This is a genomic window from Pseudomonas sp. MWU16-30323 (assembly GCF_020515595.1).
Lineage (GTDB): Bacteria > Pseudomonadota > Gammaproteobacteria > Pseudomonadales > Pseudomonadaceae > Aquipseudomonas > Aquipseudomonas yamanorum.
Genome location: NZ_JAIWYM010000009.1, coordinates 139,901 through 161,905, shown reverse-complemented (window position 1 = coordinate 161,905; position 22,005 = coordinate 139,901). Strand labels below are relative to the sequence as shown.

Sequence of the window (22,005 nt, the reverse complement as noted above, 5' to 3'; positions counted from 1 at the left end):
CCTAAACCCTGGCCAACCTCCCGAGGCGCGATTCATGTCTATCTACAACAAGCTTGATCTGACTGGCTGGAAACCCCGGCAACTGACGCCCAAGGAAGTGCGTTTCGCCACCTGGATCGCGTTTCTCGCCTGGGTGTTTGCGGTGTATGACTTCATTCTTTTCGGCACTTTGCTGCCGGAAATCGGGCGGCACTTTAATTGGGGTGAAGTGGAGCAAGCGCAGATAGCGACATGGGTGGCGGTCGGCACCGCCGTGGTCGCGCTGGCCATCGGTCCCATCGTGGACAAGCTGGGCCGGCGCAAAGGGATTATTTTCACCGTGGCCGGTTCGGCAATCTGCTCGGCACTGACCGCCATTGGCGGCGCGTGGGGCAAGTCTTCGCTGATCCTGATCCGCTCGCTGGGCGGCCTGGGGTATGCCGAGGAAACGGTCAACGCCACTTACCTGAGCGAGCTGTACGCCGCCTCGGACGACCCGAAACTGGCCAAGCGCCGTGGCTTTATCTACAGCCTGGTGCAAGGTGGCTGGCCGGTGGGCGCGTTGATCGCGGCAGGGTTGACCGCGCTGTTGCTGCCGGTGATTGGTTGGCAGGGTTGCTTTGTGTTTGCGGCGATCCCGGCGGTTGTGATTGCGGTCATGGCGCGCAAGCTCAAGGAGAGCCCGCAGTTCCAGATTCACCAGCGCATCAGCGAGCTGCGCAAAAGCGGCTCGGTGAAAGAAGCGCAAAACGTCGCCGTGACCTACGGCGTGGACTATGACGAACACAGCAAGGCGGGACTCAAGGCCGCCTTCCGTGGCCCGGCCCGCCGTGCAACCTTGGTGATTGGTGCGGCGCTGTTGCTCAACTGGGCCGCGATCCAGGTGTTCAGCGTGTTGGGTACGTCGGTGATCGTCAGCGTGCACCACATCTCGTTCGAGAACTCGCTGATCATCCTCGTGCTGTCGAACCTGGTGGGTTACTGCGGCTACCTCAGCCACGGCTGGATGGGCGACAAGATCGGCCGGCGCAACGTCATCGGCCTGGGCTGGATGCTCGGTGGGCTGTCGTTCGCCGGGATGCTGTTTGGCCCGAGCAACATGGCAATGGTGGTCGGGCTCTACAGCCTGGGCCTGTTCTTCCTGATCGGGCCGTACTCGGCGGCACTGTTTTTCATCAGCGAAAGTTTTCCCACCAGCATCCGGGCCACCGGCGGCGCGATCATCCATGCCATGGGGCCCATTGGTGCGGTGGTTGCCGGGTTTGGCGCGACCCAAGTGTTGTCGGCCGGCAGTGACTGGCAGACCGCTGCGCTGTGGTTCGGCGCGCTGCCGTGCTTCCTGTCCGGTGCGTTGATGTTTGCCGCGCGCCATGTGCGTCCGGAAACCGTCCAGTAAGGAGTCAGTTGATGAGTCGTAAAGTTGCATTGATTACCGGTGCCGCCAGCGGCATCGGCCAGGCCCTCGCGGTGGCGTATGCCCGCAGCGGCGTGGCGGTGGTGGGCGGGTATTACCCGGCCGATCCCCATGACCCGCATCACACGGTTGCGCTGGTGGAAGAGGCCGGCGGTGAATGCCTGATGGTGCCATTGGACGTGGGCGATACCGCGTCGGTGGATAACCTGGCGGCGCAGGCGGTCCAGCACTTCGGTCGCCTCGATTACGCGGTGGCCAACGCAGGGTTGTTGCGCCGTGCGCCACTGCTGGAGATGACAGACGCGCTGTGGAACGAGATGCTCAACGTCGACCTGACCGGGGTGATGCGCACCTTCCGGGCGGCGACCCGGCACATGCACGAAGGCGGCGCGCTGGTGGCGATTTCGTCGATTGCCGGTGGCGTGTATGGCTGGCAGGAGCACGCGCACTATGCGGCGGCCAAGGCCGGCGTGCCGGGGTTGTGTCGGTCGCTGGCGGTGGAATTGGCGTCGTTGGGGATTCGTTGCAATGCGGTGATTCCGGGGTTGATCGAGACGCCGCAGTCGCTGGACGCGAAGAACTCCCTGGGGCCGGAAGGCCTGGCGAAAGCGGCGCGGGCGATTCCGCTGGGCCGGGTAGGGCGGGCGGATGAAGTCGCGTCCCTGGTGCGGTTTTTGACCAGTGAGGAATCGAGTTACCTCACCGGGCAGAGCATTGTGATTGATGGTGGCTTGACCGTGCGCTGGCCGGATTGATGCGGATTCAAGTCTGATGCAATTCAAGTGTGGGAGCTGGCTTGCCTGCGATGCAGGCAACTCGGTCCTTCAGAAACACCGAGGTGATGCCATCGCAGGCAAGCCAGCTCCCACAGGTAACACTCGACCCGTAGAGGAATAACAATGCCCCAACTCTCTAGCCGCCGTGCCGTGATCACCGGTGCCGGCAGCGGCATCGGCGCCGCCATCGCCCGCGCCTACGCCGTCGAAGGTGCGCGCCTGTTGCTGGCCGACCGCGACGCCGCCACCCTCGCCGAAACCGCCATCACCTGCCGTAACCTCGGCGCCGAAGTCCTCGAGTGCGTGGCCGACGTCGGCACCGTTGACGGCGCCCAGGCCAGCGTCGATGCCTGCGTCACCCACTACGGCGGCATCGATATCCTGGTCAACAACGCCGGCATGCTGACCCAGGCCCGGTGTGTCGATCTCACCCTCGACATGTGGAACGACATGCTGCGCGTCGACCTCACCAGCGTTTTCGTCGCCAGCCAGCGCGCCTTGCCCCACATGATCGCCCAGCGCTGGGGCCGGATCATCAATGTCGCTTCGCAACTGGGGATCAAGGGCGGCGCCGAGCTGACGCACTATGCAGCGGCCAAGGCCGGCGTGATCGGCTTCACCAAATCCCTGGCCCTGGAAGTGGCCAAGGACAACGTCCTGGTCAACGCCATCGCGCCCGGGCCGATTGAGACGCCGTTGGTCGGCGGCATCAGCGACACCTGGAAACGCGCCAAGGCCGCCGAGCTGCCGCTGGGCCGTTTTGGCCTGGCGGACGAAGTGGCGCCCACCGCTGTGTTATTGGCCAGCGAGCCTGGCGGCAATCTGTTCGTCGGCCAGACCCTCGGCCCGAACTCCGGCGATGTCATGCCATGAGCGGGCACTAAGCATGTGTGGACTCTGCGGCCTGCTGGGCGAAGATTTGCACTGGAGCGATCCCCTGGGGGATGAGCTGCCCCGTCGCCGCGAACGCCTGCGCCGCATCGCGGCGATCAACCAGGTGCTGGCGGTGTTCCGGCTCAAGGTTGAAGACTTCCAGGGCGCGTCTTATTTGCTGCTGGGTGCCACCGGCAAACAGGAACTGGCCAGCGGCCTGGATCAACTGTGGCGGGCGGCAGAGACCATGCTCGGTCGGCCGCTGGACCCGTTGGACCCGCGACTGCTGGATCATCTGGAGCAACAGCCATGAGCATCGCCCTCAACGTCATCACCGGCTTCCTCGGCAGCGGCAAGACCACCTTGCTCAAGCGCTTGCTGCAAGGCGAAAGCCTTGGTGACACGGCGTTGCTGATCAATGAATTCGGCGACGTCGGCATCGACCATTTGTTGGTGGAGGAAGTCGCGCCGGACACCGTACTGCTGCCCAGCGGCTGCGTGTGCTGTTCGATTCGCGGCGAGTTGAAAGACGCCTTGCTCGGCCTGTTGCAGCGCCGTGAGCGCGGCGAGATTCCGGCCTTCAAACGGGTGATCCTGGAAACCACCGGCCTGGCCGACCCGGCGCCCATTCTCGCCACCTTGAATAACGACGTGCAACTGCGCGGGCGCTTTCATATCGGGCTGGTGGTGACGCTGGTGGACGCCAGCCACGCCGCTTTGCAAGAGCGCTTGCACCCGGAATGGCTGGCGCAAGTGGCCGCCGCCGATCGCTTGCTGTTGAGCAAGACCGACCTCGTCGAAGACTGCGGCCCGTTGCGCACGCACTTGCAGGCACTGAACGCCGGTACGCCGATCCTCAATACCTGCGATATCGACAGCGGTGAACAGCTGCTGCTTGGCGAAGGGCTGCGCAGCGCCGAACCCGCTGCCGAAGTCAGCCGCTGGAAACTCCATCAAACCACCGCCGCCAACCACGGCGCCGCACAAGTCTGCTGCCTGACCTTCGATCAGCCGCTGGATTGGGTCGGCTTCGGGGTCTGGTTATCGATGCTGTTAAGATGCCACGGCGAACGTATTCTTCGCGTCAAAGGACTGCTCAACGTGAACGCCAGTAACGCTCCCATCGTCATTCATGGCGTGCAGCATTGCCTGCATGCCCCGGTTCACCTGCCTGCCTGGCCGGGGACCGATCGGCAATCACGCCTGGTGTTTATCCTGCGCGGTCTTGACCCGGCGTTGTTGCGTCGCTCCTTTGAAGTGTTCTCCAGAAGGTTCGCCGCATGATCACGCTTCGCGTCCTCGGTACCTCGGTGACCTTGCTCGAATGCCTGCGGGTGCGAGCGGAAAAAGAGCTGGGTATTCGTCTGGTGTACCAGGTGCACGATGTGGAGCAGGCCCAGCGCATCGCGGTGATGCAGCCGGACAGCTACGACCTCTACGACCAATGGTTTCACAACGTCGATTTCGTGTGGCCGGCCCGGGCGATCCAGCCGATCGACACCCGGCGCATCGCGCTATGGCATGAGATCAACGACCTGCCCAAGCGCGGACGTTTGTCCGCCAACGACCGCCTGGGCAGCGGCAGTGTGCCCAGCGAGCGCCTTTTCGTGCAGCACGATGGCAGCCTCGGCAGCACCGTGACCGAACGCATCAGCATGCTGCCCCTGACCCACAACGCCGACAGTTTCGCCTACCGTCCCGAGCGCTTGCCCGAAGGGTTCAACCGCGCCAACGAGAGCTGGGGCTGGCTGCTCGACCCGGCCTGGGGCGCACGCACGGCGCTGCAAAGCGACGCCGCCATCGGTGCCCTCGACGCGGCGCTGGCGGTGCAAGGCGCGGGTCTCGCGAGCTTCAAGGACATCGGCAACATGAGCATCGAAGAGATCGATGTGCTGGCGGATATCCTGGTGCGCAAGCAGAAGGAAGGGCACTTCGCGGCGTTCTGGTCCGATGACGAAGAGGCGGCGCAATTGATGCTCAGCCCGAGCATCGACATTCAGAGCCTGTGGTCACCGACCCTGATGCGCTTGCATCGGGCCGGGGTCAAATACCGCTTGGCGGTACCCCGTGAAGGCTACCGCGCGTGGTTCGGCGGGTTGTCGCTGTCGCGCCATGCCAAGGGCCCGGTGCTGGATGCGGCCTATGCCTACCTCAACTGGTGGCTGTCCGGCTGGCCGGGTGCGGTGATGGCGCGCCAGGGTTATTACATCGGCAACCCGGCCCGCAGCCGTGATCACCTGAGCAGCGCCGAGTGGGACTACTGGTACGCTGGCCTGCCCGCGCGGGAGGAGCTGTTGGGCAGCGATGGCTTGCCGCTGATTGATGTGGGCGAAGTGCGCGACGGGGGCTCCTATGAGCAGCGCATGGGGCATATCGCGGTGTGGAACTCGGTGATGGACGAGCACAACTACCTGGTGCGGCGCTGGGGGGATTTCATGCGGGCGCGTGGCTGAGGCAGAGGCTTGTCGCCAATTTAATGACACCCAGGTTCCCGTATTTATTGGATGCACTTCTTCCCTTGCGCAGCTAGTCTGGATAGTTCGAATGTCCTTTTAAAAAGGACGTTTATTTGACGCCGGTTCAGCTGTCGCGAGGGACGCGTATGACGAAGGGACATTTCGGCTGGAGGGGACAGGCGCTGCCAGAGGGCACCAAAATGAGGTGGCGCCATACCTTTCAAACCCGGATCGCCGGGGTGCTGGCGTTGCTGTTACTGGTGGTGGTGGCTGCGGTGTACTTCGCCGTGAAGACTGCGACCAACCGCGCCGTAGAAAACCAGGCTCAGGTGCAACTGCAAACCGGCAGCCAGGTGTTCGAACGCTTGCTCGACCTGCGTGGCCGGCGTCTGCAATACGGTTTGAACTGGCTCACGGCAGACCTGCCCTTCCGCCAGTCTGTCGCCGAGGGCGAGCCCGCCGAGATTCTCGCTGCCCTGCGCCGGCATGGCACCGGCCTGACGTCCAGTGAAGTGTTTGTGCTGGGCCTCGATGGCAAGGTGATGGTCAGTACGTTACAGGCGTTGACCCCCGGCCAGGCCTTTCCCTACAACGAAGCCTTGCGCCAGGCCCGGCGCAGCGGCCTGCAAATGTTGATCGTGGCCCTGGATGGCCGGCCTTTTCTGCTGGTGCAGCAGGAAGTCGTCGACCCCACACCGATCGCCCTTGTTGTCATGGGCCTGCCCATGGACGAAATCTTCGCCAGTGAATTGCGCTCCATGAGCAACCTGGAAGTGTCGTTCCTCAGTGTGCAGCGCGGTCAGCCTGGCGAATTGTTCAGCACTCAGCCCGAGGTATTCCAGGCATCAATTGCCAGCGACTTGCAGGCTCCGTACATCAATCCTGAGGCGCAACTGAACCTGTTTCACGGCCGGCGTTATCTCAGCCAGGTGCTGCCTTTGGGCAACACCGCAGACGGCGGTGAGGTGCGGGTGCTGCTGCAAAGCCCGCTGGACCACGCCCTTGAATCCTTCGCGCCGCTGGACCGGCAATTTCTCGCAATAGCCTTGGTGGTGCTGCTGGTGTCGCTGGCGGGGGCGTTGTTCCTGGCGCGGCGGGTTTCGCGCCCACTCAATGCGCTGGTGCAGGCGGCCGGACGCATCGGTGCCGGTGACTACCGGACGCCGGTGCGGGTTCGCAGCCATGATGAGTTCGGCCTGCTGGCCCAGGCCTTCAACGCCATGCAAACCGGGATCGCGGTGCGCGAGCGGCAACTGGCCCACAACGCGCTGCATGACCCGCTCACCGGCCTGCCCAACCGGGCGCTGGCCATGGAACGCCTGGGCAGTGCCATCAGCGCCGGTCGGCCTGTGGTGTTGCTGTACCTGGGGATCGAGAACTACCGCGTGATCAACGAAGGCTACGGCCCGGAAGGCGTGGAAGAAATGCTCCGCGAAGCCAGCCGCTGCCTGCTGTCGAGCCTTTCGGCCAGTGACACCGCTGCGCGTATCACCGGCAGCGAGTTTTTGCTGCTGCTGGAAAACACCGAGATCGACCGTGTCGTGGCCTTGGCTGACCGCCTGTATGGGCTCCTGACCGAGCCCCAGCGCATCGGCGGTGATGAACTGCGCCACGAAGTGAGCATCGGCATTGCCGCTTACCCGGCCGACGGCCAGCAGGTTGAAGAGCTGATCAGCCGCGCCGCCATTGCCCGTCACGATGCGGCAGCATTCCCGGGTTATTTACAGATCTACCAACAGGACCGCGACCTCGCCCACCAACGGCAGATCAGCCTGATCCGTGACCTGCGCCGGGCGCCGGCGGAGGGCGAGTTGTACCTGTGTTATCAGCCCAAGCTCGACCTGCACCATGGGCATGTGAGCCAGGCCGAAGCGCTGCTGCGCTGGGAGCATCCGACCCTCGGGCTGGTATCTCCCGCCGAGTTCATTCCCTTGGCCGAGCGCACCGGCAGCATGGGCAACCTGACCCACTGGGTGATCGAAGAAGCCATTCGGCAATTGGCCGAGTGGGACGTGCGCGGGTTGCAGGTGCAGTTGTCGGTGAACATCTCGGTGGATGACCTGGCCGATGACGGCCTGGCCCTGCGGGTGACCGAGTTGCTGGCGCATTACCGCGTATCGGCCCGGCAACTGATTTTCGAAATCACCGAAAGCGCGATCATGCACAACCCGGTGCAGGCCCTCAGCGTGCTGGAGCAACTGCGCGGTTGTGGCATCAGCCTGTCGGTGGACGACTTCGGCACCGGCTATTCATCCCTGGCGCAACTGCAACGCCTGCCGGTGCAGGAATTGAAGATCGACCAGTCGTTCGTGCGCAACCTCGACAGCACTTCCGGCGACGGCGTGATCGTGCGCTCGACCATCGAAATGAGCCACAACCTGGGGCTCAAGGTGGTGGCTGAAGGGGTGGAGTTCGAGCCCAGCCTCAAGCTGCTCAAGCTCTGGAAGTGCGACACGGCCCAGGGCTATCTGATCAGCCGGCCATTGAATGCCATGGCGTTTGAGATGTGGATGCGCCGCGAGCGCGTGCCGGTCTAGGGCGTCGGTGGCTGCACCGACGCCGGTCTTTCAGTGCCCAACCGTCATATCGACCAGGCTTTGCAACCGTTCCCACAAGCCTTCGACATGGTGGCGCTCTGTCCCCAGCGCGCCGATGGACACGCGTACCATCCAGCGCTCGCCGAGCACGGCGGGGGTGACGTAGGCGCTGCCTGAATGGTTGAGCTTTTCTGCCCAGGCCCGGGTGTAGTTATCCAGCGCCTCACCATCAAGGCCTGGTGGCTCGTGGCGAATACACACGGTCTGCAGGGTGACGGCGGCCACCAGTTTCCAGTGTTTGCTGCCTTCAATCTGTTCTGCCAGCCAGCGGGCATTCGCCAGGTCACGCCGCAGCCGGGCCTGCAGGCCGCTGACGCCTTGCTCACGGATCAGGAACCACAGTTTCAGGGCGCGGAACCGGCTGCCCAGGGAGATCCGCCAGTCGCGGTAGTTCCTGACCTGGCCGTCAGCCTTGGACTGTAGATAGCTGGGGTTGGTGGTCATGATGCGAATCAAGTGCTCGGGGTCGCGTACAAAGTACACCGAGCAATCAAACGCCGCCCCCAGCCATTTGTGAGGGTTGAGGACCAGCGAGTCGGCGTTCTCGATGCCGTGCCACAGCGCGCGGCATTCCGGGAGGATCATCGCGGCTCCGGCCATGGCTGAGTCGACATGCAACCACAGGCCGTGACGTTGCGTCAGGGCGCCGATGGCTTCCAGGGGGTCGATGGCCATGGCTGCCGTTGTGCCGGTGGTCGCAATCACCACACAGGGTCTGTTCCCGGCAGCCAGGTCTTGTTCGATTGCCCGCTCCAATGCATGCGGTGACATTGCATTGTGTTCGTCGGTTGCCACGGTACGGATATTGTTCTGGCCGAACCCCGCCAGGATCGCGGCCTTGTTCACTGAACTATGGGCGTGGGCCGAGGTGTAGACGATCAAGGGGGCGCCGCTGTTTTGCAGGCCATCGTGCATCAGCGCGTAGTGGGAGCTGCGTTCGCGGGCGCTGATCAGCGCCACCAGGGTGGAGGTCGAGGCCGAGTCCTGGATCACGCCGCTCCAGTTGGCGCTCAGGCCGATCATGTCGCGCAGCCAATCGGTGGTGACTTCCTCGATTTCGGTCAGGGCCGGGCTCGATTGCCACGACAATCCCACCACGCCCAGGCCGGTACTCAAGCAATCGCCGAGGACGGAGGACAGTTCTACATTCGACGGGAAGAACCCAAAAAAACTTGGATGCTGCCAATGCAACAGACCGGGCATGATCAGTTTTTCAACGTCGCCCATGATCTGTTCGAACGGTTCGGCTGTCTCAGGCGGACTGGCCGGCAATGCGGACCTGATTTCGCCCGGGGTCGTGGTGGGTTGCACGCCGCGTTGCTCGATGTTTTGTCGATAGTCTGCAATCAGGTCGATCATGGCGTGGCCATGTCGGCGGAATTCTTCAGGTGTCATATCAGGGTGTCCGTCAGGAAGAGAAGTAAAGGCGTTAGCACCAGAAGTAAAACGGCTGGCCAGTGGTATAGCCGATAAACGACTGGATGCTGATGCGCTTGCCTGAATCGAAACCGCAAATGGCATGGGGACGGCGAGTATTGATAATCACCAGTTCGTTTTTCTGCGGCTGGATGCGCAGCGGTTTTTGCAAGCGATCTTCGGGCAGTTCCGCCCCTTCGAAACGTATGACCTCGTCGTAGGTAAACGCCTCGGTATCCCAGATGACCAGTTCACCTCCCGACGGTGGTACTTCGAGGTAAATATTCGCGCTGAATTGATGTTCCAGTTCGGCAATCGACAAGGGCAGGCAATCTACATGGGGGACTGTTTCCGAGAGGTGGGCTGTCTCCGGGAACATGGCGCGGATAATGCCGCAGAACATCGGCTGGCCCTGGAACGCCGCGGTTGTCGCGCCTTCTGGCCACACCTTCCGGATATGCTCCATCAGCAGATGGATGGGGGGGTTGCGAGGGGCACAGAGGTCATCGATCACAACGCGCATGTGGGTGGCGTCTGCGTAGTATTTCTGTTGCGAATAGCTGTCTGCGGCCTTGCCGTAGGTGGAGTTGAACGGTGTTCCCCAGCGATGGACACCATAGAAATGCTGGACAACTTTTCCGTGCTCATACGTCTCGTGGTTATATTCCTGGAGTGTCGCCGTTTCGTTGATATGTTTATTTAATACTTCGCTGGTTTGTTCATTCGCGTAGTCAGGTACCCGGATGGCGAGTACTTCTCCACGAATAAGTTTTTCCAGGCTGAGTGTGTCGAGTTGCTCAAGCGCCAGGATCCGTGGCGTCTGGCTATGCGGGACTGAAGGTATTGATTCAACGCTGTTGAGGTCCGTCATGATGAAAACTCCATGTTAATTACAGCACGTCATATAGATAACGTTTGTTGGGCGGGGGATTTACTAGCGACAGTGAACGTCGGATGGCGCAGGGCCAAAGTAGGGAGAAAGACTTTTGGGGAGGTATAGGACTTTTCCGAGTAAACTTTTAAATACATCGGCGCTGTTGCATCGCTTTATTTCACGCATAAAAAAAGGCGGCTACCCACTCAGGTAGCCGCCTTTTTCTTACTGCCGGTTTTGCTTAATCCGGCAGTTTGAACGCCATCACATAGTCGCCCTGTTTGGTACCCAGGGAACCATGACCGCCGGCCATGACCAGCACGTACTGCTTGCCGTCCTTGCCGGTGTAGGTCATCGGTGTGGTTTGCGCGCCTGCTGGCAGGCGACCTTCCCACAGTTGCTTGCCGTTTTTCACGTCATAGGCACGCAGGTACTGGTCAAGGGTACCGCTGAGGAAGGACACGCCACCGGCAGTGGTGAAAGTCCCGCCCAGGCTTGGCACGCCCATGGTCAGTGGAATCGGAACCGGCGAGCTGTCACGCACGGTGCCGTTCTTGTGCATCCAGATGGTCTGGTGGTTGGTCAGGTCGACCGCGGCCACATAACCCCACGCCGGCGCCTGGCACGGCAGGCCCAGTGGCGACAGCATGGCTTCGAGGATCACGCCGTATGGCGCGCCTTTGTTCGGCTGCACGCCTTCGGTTTCGCTGACCCGTGGGCCTTGCTTGGCGATGTCGGCGGCCGGGATCAGTTTCGATTTGAAGGCCATGTAGCTCGGGTTCACGAAAGCAATCTGGCGAACCGGGTCGACGGAAATGCCGCCCCAGTCGAACACGCCAAAGTTACCTGGGTAAACAATCGAGCCCTGCAGCGATGGCGGGGTGAACGGACCGTCGTAGCGCATGGATTTGAAGTCAATCCGGCACAGCATCTGGTCGAACGGCGTCACGCCCCACATGTCACGCTCTTTGAGGGGCGGTGGCATGAAGTTCAGGTCGGATTTCGGTTGGGTCGGTGCGGTGTGATCGCCGGCCACTGCGCCTTGCGGTACAGGGATTTCATTGATCGGCACCACCGGCTGACCGTTGGTGCGGTCCAGGGTGTAGATGCTGCCTTGCTTGGTCGACGCCATCACCGCTTGCTTCACGCCGTCAGCGGTCTTGATGTCGATCAGCGAAGGCTGGCCGCCCACGTCCATGTCCCACAGGTCATGGTGAGTGAACTGGAAGGTCCATTTCACGTGGCCGCTGTCGATGTCCAGGGCCGTCAGGCCGGCGCTGTACTTCTCGGAGTCCGGAGTCCGGTCGCCGCCGTACTGGTCGGGCATCTGGTTACCCATCGGCAGGTAGAGCATGCCGAGTTTTTCGTCGACCGCGAACATCGACCACATGTTTGGCGAGTTGCGGGTGTAGGTCTTGCCCTCGGCCAACGGGGTGGTGTCGTCCGGGTTGCCGCTGTCCCAGTTCCACACCAGCTTGCCGGTGTGCACGTCGAACGCGCGGATCACGCCGCTAGGCTCGTCGGTGGAGACGTTGTCGGTCACGTGACCGCCGATCACTACCAGGTTCTTGGTAACAGCCGGTGGCGAGGTGGAGTAGTAACCGCCCGGGGCGAAGGTGCCGATGTTGGCACGCAGGTCGACCTGGCCCTTGTCACCGAAGTCTTCGCACATCTTGCCGGTGTCGGCGTTCAGGGCGATCAGACGGGTGTCGGCGGTCGGTACGAAGATGCGTTTCGGGCAGGCATTCGGCGCGGCGGCCGGGCTGGCGCTGCCAGTCGGGCTCTGCTCGGAGGCATACACGGCGTCATCGTGATACGACACGCCACGGCAGGTCATGTGCGCCCAACCCTTGAAGTTTGCAGCGCCTTCGGTGCTGATCTTCGGGTCGAAACGCCAGATTTCCTTGCCGGTGTCTGGATCCAGGGCAATCACCTGGCTGTGAGGCGTGCACACGTAGAGCATGCCGTTGACTTTCAGCGGGGTGTTTTCCGCGGTGGTTTCACCGGGATCGCCAGGGCCAGGGATGTCGCCAGTACGGAACGTCCAGGCTGGCACCAGCTTGTGGGCGTTTTCCGGGGTGATCTGCGCGAGTGGCGAGTAACGATCACCGAAGGCCGAGCGGCCATAGGAGTTCCAGTCACCCTCGGCCTGGGCCGGTGCGGCGCTGGCCATGCCTGGCACCGCATCGCGGTCCAGTTGGCCTTTCTTGACCATGGCACCCGGGTCGGTGAATTGGCTGGCCAAGGCGGCGGCACCGGCCAGCACGACGGCGACGCTCAGGGCGCCAGTGCCCAACGGCGAGGCTTGGCCACGCAGCAACGGACGGCGGAACCACGGGAGCAACATGACGATGCCGAGGGCGAACAGCAGGGCCAGGCGCGGCACCAACTGCCACCAGTCCAGGCCGACTTCCCACAGTGCCCAGACGGTGCTGGCAAACAGCACCAGTGCGTACAAGCCCAGCGCCGCGCGGCGTGTTGCCAGCAGCAACAGACCGGTGACGGTGATACCGAGGCCGGCCAGCAGGTAATACAGCGACCCGCCGAGCATGCTCAGCTTGATCCCCCCGGCCAACAAGGCCAGGCCCATTATCAGCAGCAAGATCCCCAGCAGCCTGGGCAGCAGGCGACTTGGACTTGAAGCACCATCAGTGCTCATAGTGTGGTTCTCCGTTACGTTTTGAATTGGTTGCGCACAGTTCACTGTAGATGACGTTCCGGCGCAGGCATGGTTCAGGGCAAATTAGGTTTATTCAGCAATCAGAAGGAACTTTGCAGCTTGATCCCGCCAATCAGCGCGTCATCCACCTGGGCCACGGCCCCGGGATGACGGATGTATTGCAGGTTCGGGCGCACCGTCAGCCAGTTCGTGACGTGCACGCCGTAATAGAGCTCGGCGCTGTATTCGGTGTGTTGCAGGGGCAGGTAGGCCGGGTCATCGAAGTCGAAGACGGCGCGGGCCTGGTTGGTCGCCTCGGCGTTCTTGCGATAGGCCGGGTTGACGTGCACCCGGGCGACCGCAAAGCCGATATCGTCCTTGGCGCGGGCATCGAAGAGGCCCTTGTAGACCACACCCGCCTGCACGTAGTTATCCACAGCGTTGGTTTTCTTGTCGTGCATCGTGCCGTTGGCGAACACGCTCAAGCCTCGCGAATGGTCGCTGGCCAGGCTGGTGACTTGCTGCTGCACCCCCAGCCACACCCCGTGTTTGCTGGAGGCGCTGCGATAGGCCTCGCCGCTGAGGGCCGCCGGCTGGTCGTTGCGGTCTTTATAGACGTCGCTGGCCTTGGCGCTGCTGTAGTAGTAACCGGCGCGGTATTCGCCGGGCAGGCCGTTGAGCGTGGGCGTCCACACCAGTTCCACCGGGAGCAGGGTCCCTTGGGTGCCGCTGCCGCTGAGCTTGAAGCCATTGCCGCGATCCAGGTTGGACGGGTTCTGTTCATAGGCACCGACCTGGGCGTACAGCTCAGGCGTCAGGTGATACTTGATCCGCAACGCCCACTGGCTCACCGGCCAGTTGTACCAGATGCTGCCCACCCAGTTGCCGACCTGGGAGCCGCAGAACGCGAGGTTCTGGAAGTCGCAGGGGAAGCTGTTGAAGTCTTCGCCTTCGCCAAAACGCCCGGCCTTGATGTCGAGTTTCTGGTCGAAGAACTTCTGCTGATACCACATCTGCGTCAGGCGCCAGGTCTGGCCACGGCCCCAGACTTCCTGGGACGAGGTGAACCCGCCCATACGCGGGTCGTTAACGCGGTCGTTAGTGATGTTGTTGCCGCTGCGCTCGGTCACCGTCAACTGGAACTCCGCGTCGTGCCAACCGAGGATCTTCTGCAGATCCAGGTGCGTGCCCAGGCCGAACTGATCGCTGTAGCGCGCGGTACGGTCGTGGTCTGAGCCGCCGTGCAGGTTACTGCCCATCTCGCCGGTGTAGTCGAACTTGAAGTCGTAGCCTTGTTGAGACAGCGCTGTCCGAGTGCCGCCGAAATCACCCAGCATCCACGGTGATTCAGCGTCAAAGGCAGGGGCGGCCTGGGCACAGTTGAACAGGCCGAACGGTAGCAGCGCAGCGCACAGGCGCAGGTTTGGGAAAGCAGGCATAGGCAAAATGGAGTCTTAATATTTATGGTTTTGAAACGCCAACAGCGGCCTGGCGCGTTCGCACAAAGGCGTTGAACACGGGCGGTCGGTGGTCTGATGGAATGATGAAACGTTTCACTTTGTTACTGATAAGGATAAAGCGCTGGCGAGGGGAGAGAAAGGGCTAAACGGAAGATGGATTCTTTCGGATTTGGTAATAGTGGGTTGGGTCGTCGGATTTGGTAGCAAACTGTTCATTGGTTTGCGTTTGAAGGCGTGGTTTTCTGCGTCACCAAAACGGATGGGAGTCGACATGGACGGCGATGACATGGTGGGTGAGGCAGAGGCCGTAACGGCCCGGGAATTAGTCATTATTCTTGGCCAGTATCACAGTGCAATTGTGAGACTCGGTTCCGGCATCATCAGCCTGGCCGGCGTGCTCAGACGTAGTGAAGACGCCGATGTAAAACAGGCAGCAGATGAAGCATGGGCGAAGCTGAATGAGTTTATCGACTGCATGGAGGGTGTAGCTGATGGATTGAATGCTTTGACCCAGAAGAAGGAGGCCGGAAATGGCGAATGACCTCAAGGATAATGTGAGCTATCTTCGCCAGGAGTACCGTCAAGGTTCGTCATCAGGCTGCGACCGCAAAGGCGGCGCAGGCGGTGGGGGCAACGGAGGAGAAAGCGATTTGGAAAAGCGTATTTCGCAAGTTGAGGCAAGGCTGGAGCGCGTCGAGACGAAGCTGGATGGCATGCAAGAGCACATGACTACCAAGTCCGATCTGATGCAGACCAAAATCGACCTGCTTGAAGCGACCTCTAGATTGGATCTTTCAATCGCCAATTTCAGAACGGATATGCAATCGTTGGAAACCCGGCTGTTGAAATGGTTTGTCGGAACGGCTGGAGCCTTGTCTGCCATCGCATTTGGCGTCGCCCGACTCGTTCACTGACGCTTTCCGTTCGAAGCCCGGCTCCCTGCCGGGCTTTCTGGCTTTTAAACCAACTTCGCCAAACACCCCTCAAGAATATCCAGCCCTTCCTCCAGCACCGCCGCCTCAATCGTCAACGGCGCCAGCAGGCGGATGATGTGCCGTGATTTACCGCTGGGCATCAGCAGCAAACCCGCCTCGCGGGCCAGGGCCAGCAGTTGGGTCAGCTGTTGTGGGGCCGGGCTGCCGTCGGCGTTGGCCAGTTCGATACCACGCATGGCGCCCACGCCGGTCAAGCGGCCGAGGTAGGGCGAGAGCTTTTTCGAGCGCCATGATTCATAACGGCTGACGATCGCTTCTTCCTGCTGGGCGCCCCAACTTTGCAGGTGTTCGTCGGTCATTTCATCCAGGGTCGCCAACGCCGCCGCGCAGGCAATCGGGTTACCGGAATAGGTGCCGCCCAGGCCGCCTTTGGGCAGGTTGTCGAGCAACGTTTTGCGACCTACTACTGCGCCGAGCGGCACACCGCCGGCGATGCTTTTGCCCAGCAGGATCAGGTCTGGCTCAATCCCCAGGCGTGAGAAGGCAAAACGCTGGCCGGTACGACCGAAGCCGGACTGGATTTCATCGGCAATCAGCAGGATGTTTTTCTCGTCGCAAAAGCGTCGCAGGGCCTGGGCGAATTCCACGTCCAGGGTCAGGAAGCCTCCTTCGCCCTGCACCGGCTCGATGATGAAACAGGCCACGTCGTCGACGTCGATTTCCACGCTGAACAGCCGGTCCATTGCCTTCAGCGCTTCGCCGCAGGTCACGCCGTTGTCGCGGCTGGGGAAGGGCAGATGGAACACCGGCCCTGGCAATACGCCGACTTTTTGCTTGTAGGGCGCGACCTTGCCATTGAGGTTGAGCGTCGCCAGGGTGCGCCCGTGAAACGCCCCGTCAAAGGCAATGACCGCGGTACGGCGAGTCGCGCCCCGGACAATTTTCAAGGCGTTTTCCGCCGCTTCCGCGCCACTGTTGGTGAGCATGCCGCTGACCGGGTAGTCCACCGGAATAAATGCGGTGAGACGGTCCATCAGTTCGATGTAGGGCGCGTGAGGCGCGGCGTTAAAGGCGTAGTGGGTGAGTTTGGTCGCTTGCTCGCGAATCGCCTCCACCACACGCGGATGGCAATGGCCCAGGTTGAGCACGCCGATGCCGCCGACAAAGTCGATGTAGCGCTTGCCCGTGGTATCCCAGACTTCGGCGTTCTTGCCGTGGCTGAGGCTGATGGGGTGGACGATGGAAATCGACTGGCTGATGGTTTCGCGGCTCATGGATCCGGGACTCAAGAATGGGATGCGTCCTTTTATCTAAGCCGTGAGCCGCCTTGCCCCGCAAACGAAATAAAGTCGCCGGGTCATTATTAAAAGTCGGGATGTGCTGTGAGGTACTCCACCATCCAGCTCAAAAAGGCCTTCACTTTCGGAATCTCCCCGGCATGTTCGGCATGGGCGATAAAGTGCGCGCCGGCGCTGGGCATCGTGTAATCCCAAGGGATCATCAGGCTGCCGTTGGCCAATTCCTCGGCCACCAGATACTGCGGCACCAACGCCACGCCGTACCCCGATTGGGCTGCGCGAATGCACATGTAGAACGTGTCGAAGCGCGGCCCGTGGTAGCTGTTTTGCGAGTGCAGGCCTTGTTCCAGAAACCACTCGTGCCAGGCTTCCGGACGCGAGGTGCATTGCAGCAACGTGTGACGGGACGAGGCATCGCTGCCAGCGGCAACAAACCCGGGGGCGCAGACCGGCACCACGGCTTCGCGAAACAGCTCGATGCAGGTCGCTCCCGGCCACGCCCCCTGGCCGAAGAAAAACGCGATATCCGCCTTGGCCTGCAACACGTCGAACGGCTCCAGTTCGTTGCGCACGTCCAGGTGGATGTTGGGATGGCGCGCGGCAAAGTCCTTGAGCTTGGGCACCAGCCAGCGGTCACCAAAGGTCGGCTGGGTGGCGATGCGCAGCACTTCGGTTTCGCCACCGTAGGTCAGGATGTAGCGGCTGGAAATATCCACCTGGTTGAGGATCTTGCGCACTTCCTCCAGGTACAGCGAGCCCGCCGGCGACAGGTACAAACGCTGGCGCACTCGCTGGAACAGCGGGTGACAGAGCATCTCTTCCAACTGCGCCACTTGCTTGCTCACCGCACTCTGGGTCAGGTGCAGCTCTTCGGCGGCGCGGGTGAAACTCAAGTGGCGGGCGGCGGCTTCGAAGCACTGCAAGGCGGTCATCGAAGGGGTCAAGCGTTTTGAGATCACGGGATCGCAGATCCTTTCAAATAGCCGAGTTCATTCCAAATCGGAAGGAGCCTAAGCCTAAACGTCGTTTGTGGCCAAGGTGTAAAGCCGTTGATACTGACCGGCAACACTATAAACGGCGTGGGTTTGTGGCGCCGAATAATAAAGACCGACAGGGAGCGCCTTGCATGAAGCACATGAAATCCACGTTGGCGGCATTCACCGCCGCTGCAGTATTGGGGCTGGCCGGGAGCGCACACGCGGGGGCGACCCTGGATGCGATCCAGAAGAAGGGATTTATCCAGTGTGGGGTCAGCGATGGGTTGCCGGGTTTCGGCGTGCCGGACGCCAACGGCAAGATGACCGGCATTGATGTGGACGTGTGCCACGCCGTCGCGGCCGCGCTGTTTGGTGATGCGTCGAAAGTGAAGTTCAGCCAGTTGACCGCCAAGGAGCGCTTCACTGCGTTGCAGTCGGGCGAGATCGATCTGATTTCCCGCAACACCACCTGGACCAGTTCCCGTGATGCGGGCATGGGCATGGTGTTCACCGGGGTGACCTATTACGACGGCATCGGGTTCCTGGTGAACACCAAGCTCGGCGTGAAGAGCGCCAAGGACCTGGACGGCGCGACCATCTGCATCCAGGCCGGCACCACCACCGAGCTGAACGTCTCGGACTACTTCCGCTCCAACGGCCTGAAGTACACGCCGATCACCTTCGACACCGCCGACGAAAGCGCCAAGGGCCTCGAAGCCGGCCGCTGCGACGTGCTGACCACCGACCAGTCGGGCCTGTACGCCCAGCGGATCAAGATGGCTCACCCGGATGAGTTCGTGGTGTTGCCGGAAGTGATTTCCAAGGAACCGCTGGGCCCGTTGGTACGCAAGGGCGATGACGAGTGGTTCAGTATCGTCAAGTGGACCCTGTTCGCCATGCTCAATGCCGAGGAAATGGGCATCACCTCGCAGAACGTCGAAGAGCAAGCCAAATCCAGCAAGAACCCGGACGTTGCCCGCCTGCTGGGTGCAGACGGTGACTACGGCAAGGACCTGAAACTGCGCAAGGACTGGGTGGTGCAGATCGTCAAGCAAGTAGGCAACTACAGCGAAGTGTTCGAGCGCAACATCGGCCAGGGCAGTGTGCTGAAGATCAAGCGCGGCCTGAATGCGCTGTGGAGCAACGGCGGCATCCAGTACGCGCCGCCGGTTCGCTGAAGGTTTTACTCAGACACGGTGTCCTTGCCCGCCGCCTTGGAGCGATACAACGCCTGATCGGCCCTGGCCATCAGGCTGGTGGGTGATTCATCGTTGCGTCGCTCCACCACGCCCAGGCTCAGCGTCACCTTGAAGTTGCCCACGGCGGGCAACTCCCTGAGCGCACATCGCATGTGCTCGGCCAATTCCCGCGCGGTTTCCAACGTGCTTTTGGGCACGACCACCATGAACTCATCACCGCCCCAGCGGGCCAGCAAGTCGCCGTGGCGCAAGCAGGCTTCCAGGCATTCCACCACATGCACCAGGGTTTCATCACCGACGGCGTGGCCGTGCTGGTCGTTGATCGGCTTGAAGTCATCAATGTCCATGGCAATCAGCGACAGCGGCAGGCGAAAGCGTTGGGCGCGATCGCATTCTTCCAGCAGGACCCGCTCCAGACGGTAACGATTGGCCACGTGGGTCAACGCGTCGCGTTCGGCCAGGGAGCGATTCTCATCCAGTTGCAACTGCAGTTGTTGATTGACCCGCGACAGCTCGCGGGTACGTTCGGCCACCAGGGCTTCCAGGGATTGATTGCGTCGTTCCAGCTGTTCGATGGACTGTTTGCGTGCCTGAATGTTGCGGTGGACACCGACCATGCGCGCCACCGAGCCGTCGTCGTTACGTGAGATCACGTAGCCACGGTCTTCGATCCACAGGTAGGAGCCGTCTTTCTTGCGGCAGCGGTATTCGGCTTGATAGTGAGTGGTGCGACGGTTGATGTAGTTATCGAACAGCACCATTACCTGAGGATAATCATCCGGATGAATCACGTTTTCCCAGGTGAATACGCTGTTTTCCAGGGAGTGATGGGCGTACCCGAGCATTTCGTACCAGCCGGGGTTGCGGTAGACGAAACCGGTGTTGGCGTTCCAGTCCCAGATCCCGTCGCTGACCAGCTCCATGATGGCGTGCAGCATGTCGGCGTTGAGGTCGGTGAAGTCGCTCCTTGAGGGTTCTTGGCCGGATGTATCGTCCATTGCGCGCTCCTTGCGTGGGCTGGCTCTCATGGCCAGTTACTGTTGACGCCGATACTCCGTGGCTGACGGTACTGTACAACGGCGCTTTGGCGCTTAGAAAGGGGGGCTTTGGTCTAGTTGGGGTTGTGGCTTTGGGCCACTATTCGTGGGGCTTCAGCCTTTTATTTGGCGCTACCATCCTCGTTCTGGGCGCCCCATTGGCATTGTGCTGATAGATGGCCTCAGGCTGCCCTTGCTGGTTAAAAAACACCTGGCCGATCCCCGCAGAGTTCCACAGTCGTTCGCCTGCCTCGGCGTGTTCCGGAATATGCGGCACAACCTGCATGGGCCTGCGTCGGGTCAGCCAGTTCAGCGGTGAGCGAGGCGAGTAAAGCCAGCGATTGAGGCGGTCGAACCATTCCAGCAGCCTCGGTGGGAATTCGTTCTTGATGCCGCTGCTGGTGATCTGCCAGATCTTCGGGCCCCCATTGCGGTGGCGGATCAGTACTTCGTAGACGAACGAGTAGTGCACGTCTCCGGACAGGATCACGTAGTTGCCCGGGGTGCGGGAATGGCGAAAGATGTTGAGGATCACCTGCGCCGCACCGCGATGGGCCATCCAGTTTTCTGCGTCTACCAGCAGCGGGTAGCCGCACCAACTGAAGGCCTTCTGCACGGTCTCGATCAGCTTGACGCCAAAGATGGGCGCGGGTGAAACGATGATCGCCGAAGGGTGATCCAGCAGTTCCTGTTGCAGTTCGCTTAAAGCTTCCCAGTCCAGCAGGCCCGACGGTTGCTTGAGGTTGAACTCACTGCGCCAGCGCCGGGTGCGGGTGTCGAGTACTACCAGCGCAGGCGTGGTGGGCAGCACGTAATGCCATTGCTGGAACGTCAGCAGTTCGTCTACCAGCTCATCCTGAGCGACCGCATCCAGGTAGTTGCCATGGGCTTGCGTAGTCAGGGCCAGGGTTTTGCCTAGCACGGTGTCAAACGCATCCGGGTTATTGCCCCAGCCCTGGCATAGCAGGTAAGCCAACAGCGCGTTGCCGATGATGCGCTTGGAGAACGGGTGGCCGTAGGCCGTTTCTTCCCATTGGGCGCTGAGGTTCCAGTCGTCGGTGATGTCGTGATCATCGAAGATCATCAGGCACGAAAGGTGGGCGAATACCCTGGCCACGCCACCCAGGCCGTCCCGAAACTTGTCGATCTGCACTTGCTCGTGGGCGTAGCGGACGTGCCCTTCGGCGCGCAGTTGAGGCGCTTGCGGGTTGATCAGGCCCCACGGCACGGGCGACCAGGCGAGCAAGTACATTGCCATGACTTCGGCGAAGGTCACCAGGTGGTTATCGGCGCTGCTGCTGGTGAAAATCGGCTTCTTCACGCCGCCAAAAAAACGCTCGCGCAAGGTCTCGTTGCTCTCCAGGGCGGGCAACAGATCGGCTCGGTGGTAGTAGCTGGCGGCATGCTCATAGAGTGCTGCGCTGTTGTCGACGACCGCACCTTCGAGGTGTTCGTCGAACAGGCCGAGGCGGGCAATCAGCGCATGAATGGCCCGCAGCATTGGCCCCGCGACATCGTCGGCATACACCTGGTCGCCGCTCATCATCAACAGGGCCGGGCGTGCTTCGACAGTGCTCGACTCGGCCAACAGCCGGTCAACACACAGCAACCCTTCATCGGCGCGGTGGTGAGGCTTGCGGCATGAGCCGTGGACCAATTGGTGGATATGGCTGTGCAGGATGAAATTCGGGCTTGAGGCGCCCGGGTAGAGCAGGTGGGGCGCCCATTCGGCGATGCCGGCCCCGTTTACCAGCAGGTCGTAGCTGATGCTCACATCCTGGGGCAGTGCCTCGGCCAACGGCACGTCGATCAGGTGGATAAAGGCCTGGCGCCCGACGGGTACGACCTGGCAGCAGCTGGCGTCCAGATCGATATCCAGCGTCTCGCCTTGGGCGACGTGCAGCCTCAGGGTCAATGCCAGGGTACGACTTCCCACCAGCCACATCACCAGGCGCTGGGGCTCCAGGCGTCGCAGCAGCGGGCCAGCAAGTACGGCAGGAAGGTGGGCGGGTTGTAGCATGAAGGCCACGGCTGATTACAGGTTGGGGGTAAAGG

General features: G+C 61.6%; 18 protein-coding genes. 10 read left to right on the top strand and 8 right to left on the bottom strand.

The window, feature by feature from the left end; genetic code table 11:
* Positions 1-34 precede the first annotated feature (34 nt).
* The 7 genes from LIY45_RS13615 to LIY45_RS13585 all read left to right on the top strand — a co-directional run bounded on the left by LIY45_RS13615 (position 35) and on the right by LIY45_RS13585 (position 8,035).
* Positions 35-1,375: an MFS transporter gene (locus LIY45_RS13615; protein WP_226476630.1), complete on the top strand. Its 1,341-nt coding sequence runs from the start codon at positions 35-37 to the stop codon at positions 1,373-1,375.
* An 11-nt stretch (positions 1,376-1,386) separates the two neighbouring features.
* A complete protein-coding gene (locus LIY45_RS13610; RefSeq protein WP_226476629.1) occupies positions 1,387-2,148 on the top strand; it encodes an SDR family NAD(P)-dependent oxidoreductase in 762 nt (253 codons plus the stop codon).
* A gap of 144 nt (positions 2,149-2,292) precedes the next feature.
* Complete coding sequence (locus LIY45_RS13605; protein WP_226476628.1) at positions 2,293-3,042, top strand: SDR family NAD(P)-dependent oxidoreductase; 750 nt, start codon at positions 2,293-2,295, stop codon at positions 3,040-3,042.
* A 13-nt stretch (positions 3,043-3,055) separates the two neighbouring features.
* A complete protein-coding gene (locus LIY45_RS13600) occupies positions 3,056-3,355 on the top strand; it encodes a hypothetical protein (protein WP_017476087.1) in 300 nt (99 codons plus the stop codon).
* Positions 3,352-4,326 (top strand): GTP-binding protein, encoded by a 975-nt coding sequence (locus tag LIY45_RS13595; RefSeq protein WP_017476088.1) that lies wholly within the window; start codon positions 3,352-3,354, stop codon positions 4,324-4,326. The genes LIY45_RS13600 and LIY45_RS13595 overlap by 4 nt, the downstream gene beginning before the upstream one ends.
* On the top strand, positions 4,323-5,495 hold the full coding sequence (locus LIY45_RS13590; protein WP_063033037.1) for a PotD/PotF family extracellular solute-binding protein: 1,173 nt from the start codon (positions 4,323-4,325) through the stop codon (positions 5,493-5,495). Before LIY45_RS13595 ends, LIY45_RS13590 begins: the two co-directional genes overlap by 4 nt.
* Positions 5,496-5,698: 203 nt before the next feature.
* Positions 5,699-8,035, top strand: coding sequence for a bifunctional diguanylate cyclase/phosphodiesterase (locus LIY45_RS13585; protein WP_226476627.1), 2,337 nt, complete (start codon positions 5,699-5,701; stop codon positions 8,033-8,035).
* A gap of 30 nt (positions 8,036-8,065) precedes the next feature.
* Here LIY45_RS13585 and LIY45_RS13580 read toward each other — a convergent pair whose 3' ends face one another.
* From LIY45_RS13580 to LIY45_RS13565, 4 genes are all read right to left on the bottom strand, one after another.
* A complete protein-coding gene (locus LIY45_RS13580) occupies positions 8,066-9,490 on the bottom strand; it encodes a pyridoxal-dependent decarboxylase (RefSeq protein ID WP_226476626.1) in 1,425 nt (474 codons plus the stop codon).
* A 34-nt stretch (positions 9,491-9,524) separates the two neighbouring features.
* The gene (locus LIY45_RS13575; RefSeq protein ID WP_226476625.1) at positions 9,525-10,382 is read right to left on the bottom strand and encodes a 2OG-Fe(II) oxygenase; all 858 of its coding nucleotides are present in this window, start codon (positions 10,380-10,382) and stop codon (positions 9,525-9,527) included.
* Between the two features lie 244 nt (positions 10,383-10,626).
* The gene (locus LIY45_RS13570) at positions 10,627-13,044 is read right to left on the bottom strand and encodes a glucose/quinate/shikimate family membrane-bound PQQ-dependent dehydrogenase (RefSeq protein ID WP_226476624.1); all 2,418 of its coding nucleotides are present in this window, start codon (positions 13,042-13,044) and stop codon (positions 10,627-10,629) included.
* Positions 13,045-13,145: 101 nt separating this feature from the next.
* A complete protein-coding gene (locus LIY45_RS13565) occupies positions 13,146-14,483 on the bottom strand; it encodes a carbohydrate porin (protein WP_226476623.1) in 1,338 nt (445 codons plus the stop codon).
* A gap of 292 nt (positions 14,484-14,775) precedes the next feature.
* On the opposite strand from LIY45_RS13565, the gene LIY45_RS13560 reads away from it, so the two are divergent.
* Both LIY45_RS13560 and LIY45_RS13555 read left to right on the top strand, forming a co-directional pair.
* A complete protein-coding gene (locus LIY45_RS13560) occupies positions 14,776-15,045 on the top strand; it encodes a hypothetical protein (RefSeq protein ID WP_226476622.1) in 270 nt (89 codons plus the stop codon).
* A complete protein-coding gene (locus LIY45_RS13555) occupies positions 15,035-15,418 on the top strand; it encodes a DUF1640 domain-containing protein (RefSeq protein ID WP_017476094.1) in 384 nt (127 codons plus the stop codon). The genes LIY45_RS13560 and LIY45_RS13555 overlap by 11 nt, the downstream gene beginning before the upstream one ends.
* A gap of 44 nt (positions 15,419-15,462) precedes the next feature.
* Here LIY45_RS13555 and LIY45_RS13550 read toward each other — a convergent pair whose 3' ends face one another.
* Positions 15,463-16,713 (bottom strand): aspartate aminotransferase family protein, encoded by a 1,251-nt coding sequence (locus tag LIY45_RS13550; RefSeq protein WP_226476621.1) that lies wholly within the window; start codon positions 16,711-16,713, stop codon positions 15,463-15,465.
* A gap of 89 nt (positions 16,714-16,802) precedes the next feature.
* Positions 16,803-17,693, bottom strand: a complete 891-nt coding sequence (locus LIY45_RS13545) for a LysR substrate-binding domain-containing protein (RefSeq protein ID WP_026077801.1) — start codon at positions 17,691-17,693, stop codon at positions 16,803-16,805.
* Between the two features lie 170 nt (positions 17,694-17,863).
* Here LIY45_RS13545 and LIY45_RS13540 point away from each other — a divergent pair, with 170 nt between their 5' ends.
* Positions 17,864-18,892 carry an amino acid ABC transporter substrate-binding protein gene (locus LIY45_RS13540; RefSeq protein WP_017476097.1) on the top strand — a complete coding sequence of 343 codons (1,029 nt, stop codon included), beginning with the start codon at positions 17,864-17,866 and terminating at the stop codon, positions 18,890-18,892.
* A gap of 5 nt (positions 18,893-18,897) precedes the next feature.
* On the opposite strand, the gene LIY45_RS13535 is transcribed toward LIY45_RS13540, so the two are convergent.
* Positions 18,898-19,911 carry a diguanylate cyclase gene (locus tag LIY45_RS13535; RefSeq protein ID WP_226476620.1) on the bottom strand — a complete coding sequence of 338 codons (1,014 nt, stop codon included), beginning with the start codon at positions 19,909-19,911 and terminating at the stop codon, positions 18,898-18,900.
* 139 nt (positions 19,912-20,050) lie between these two features.
* Entirely contained in the window at positions 20,051-21,970 is a 1,920-nt protein-coding gene (locus LIY45_RS13530) for an alkaline phosphatase D family protein (protein ID WP_226476619.1), read from the bottom strand.
* Positions 21,971-22,005 lie beyond the last annotated feature (35 nt).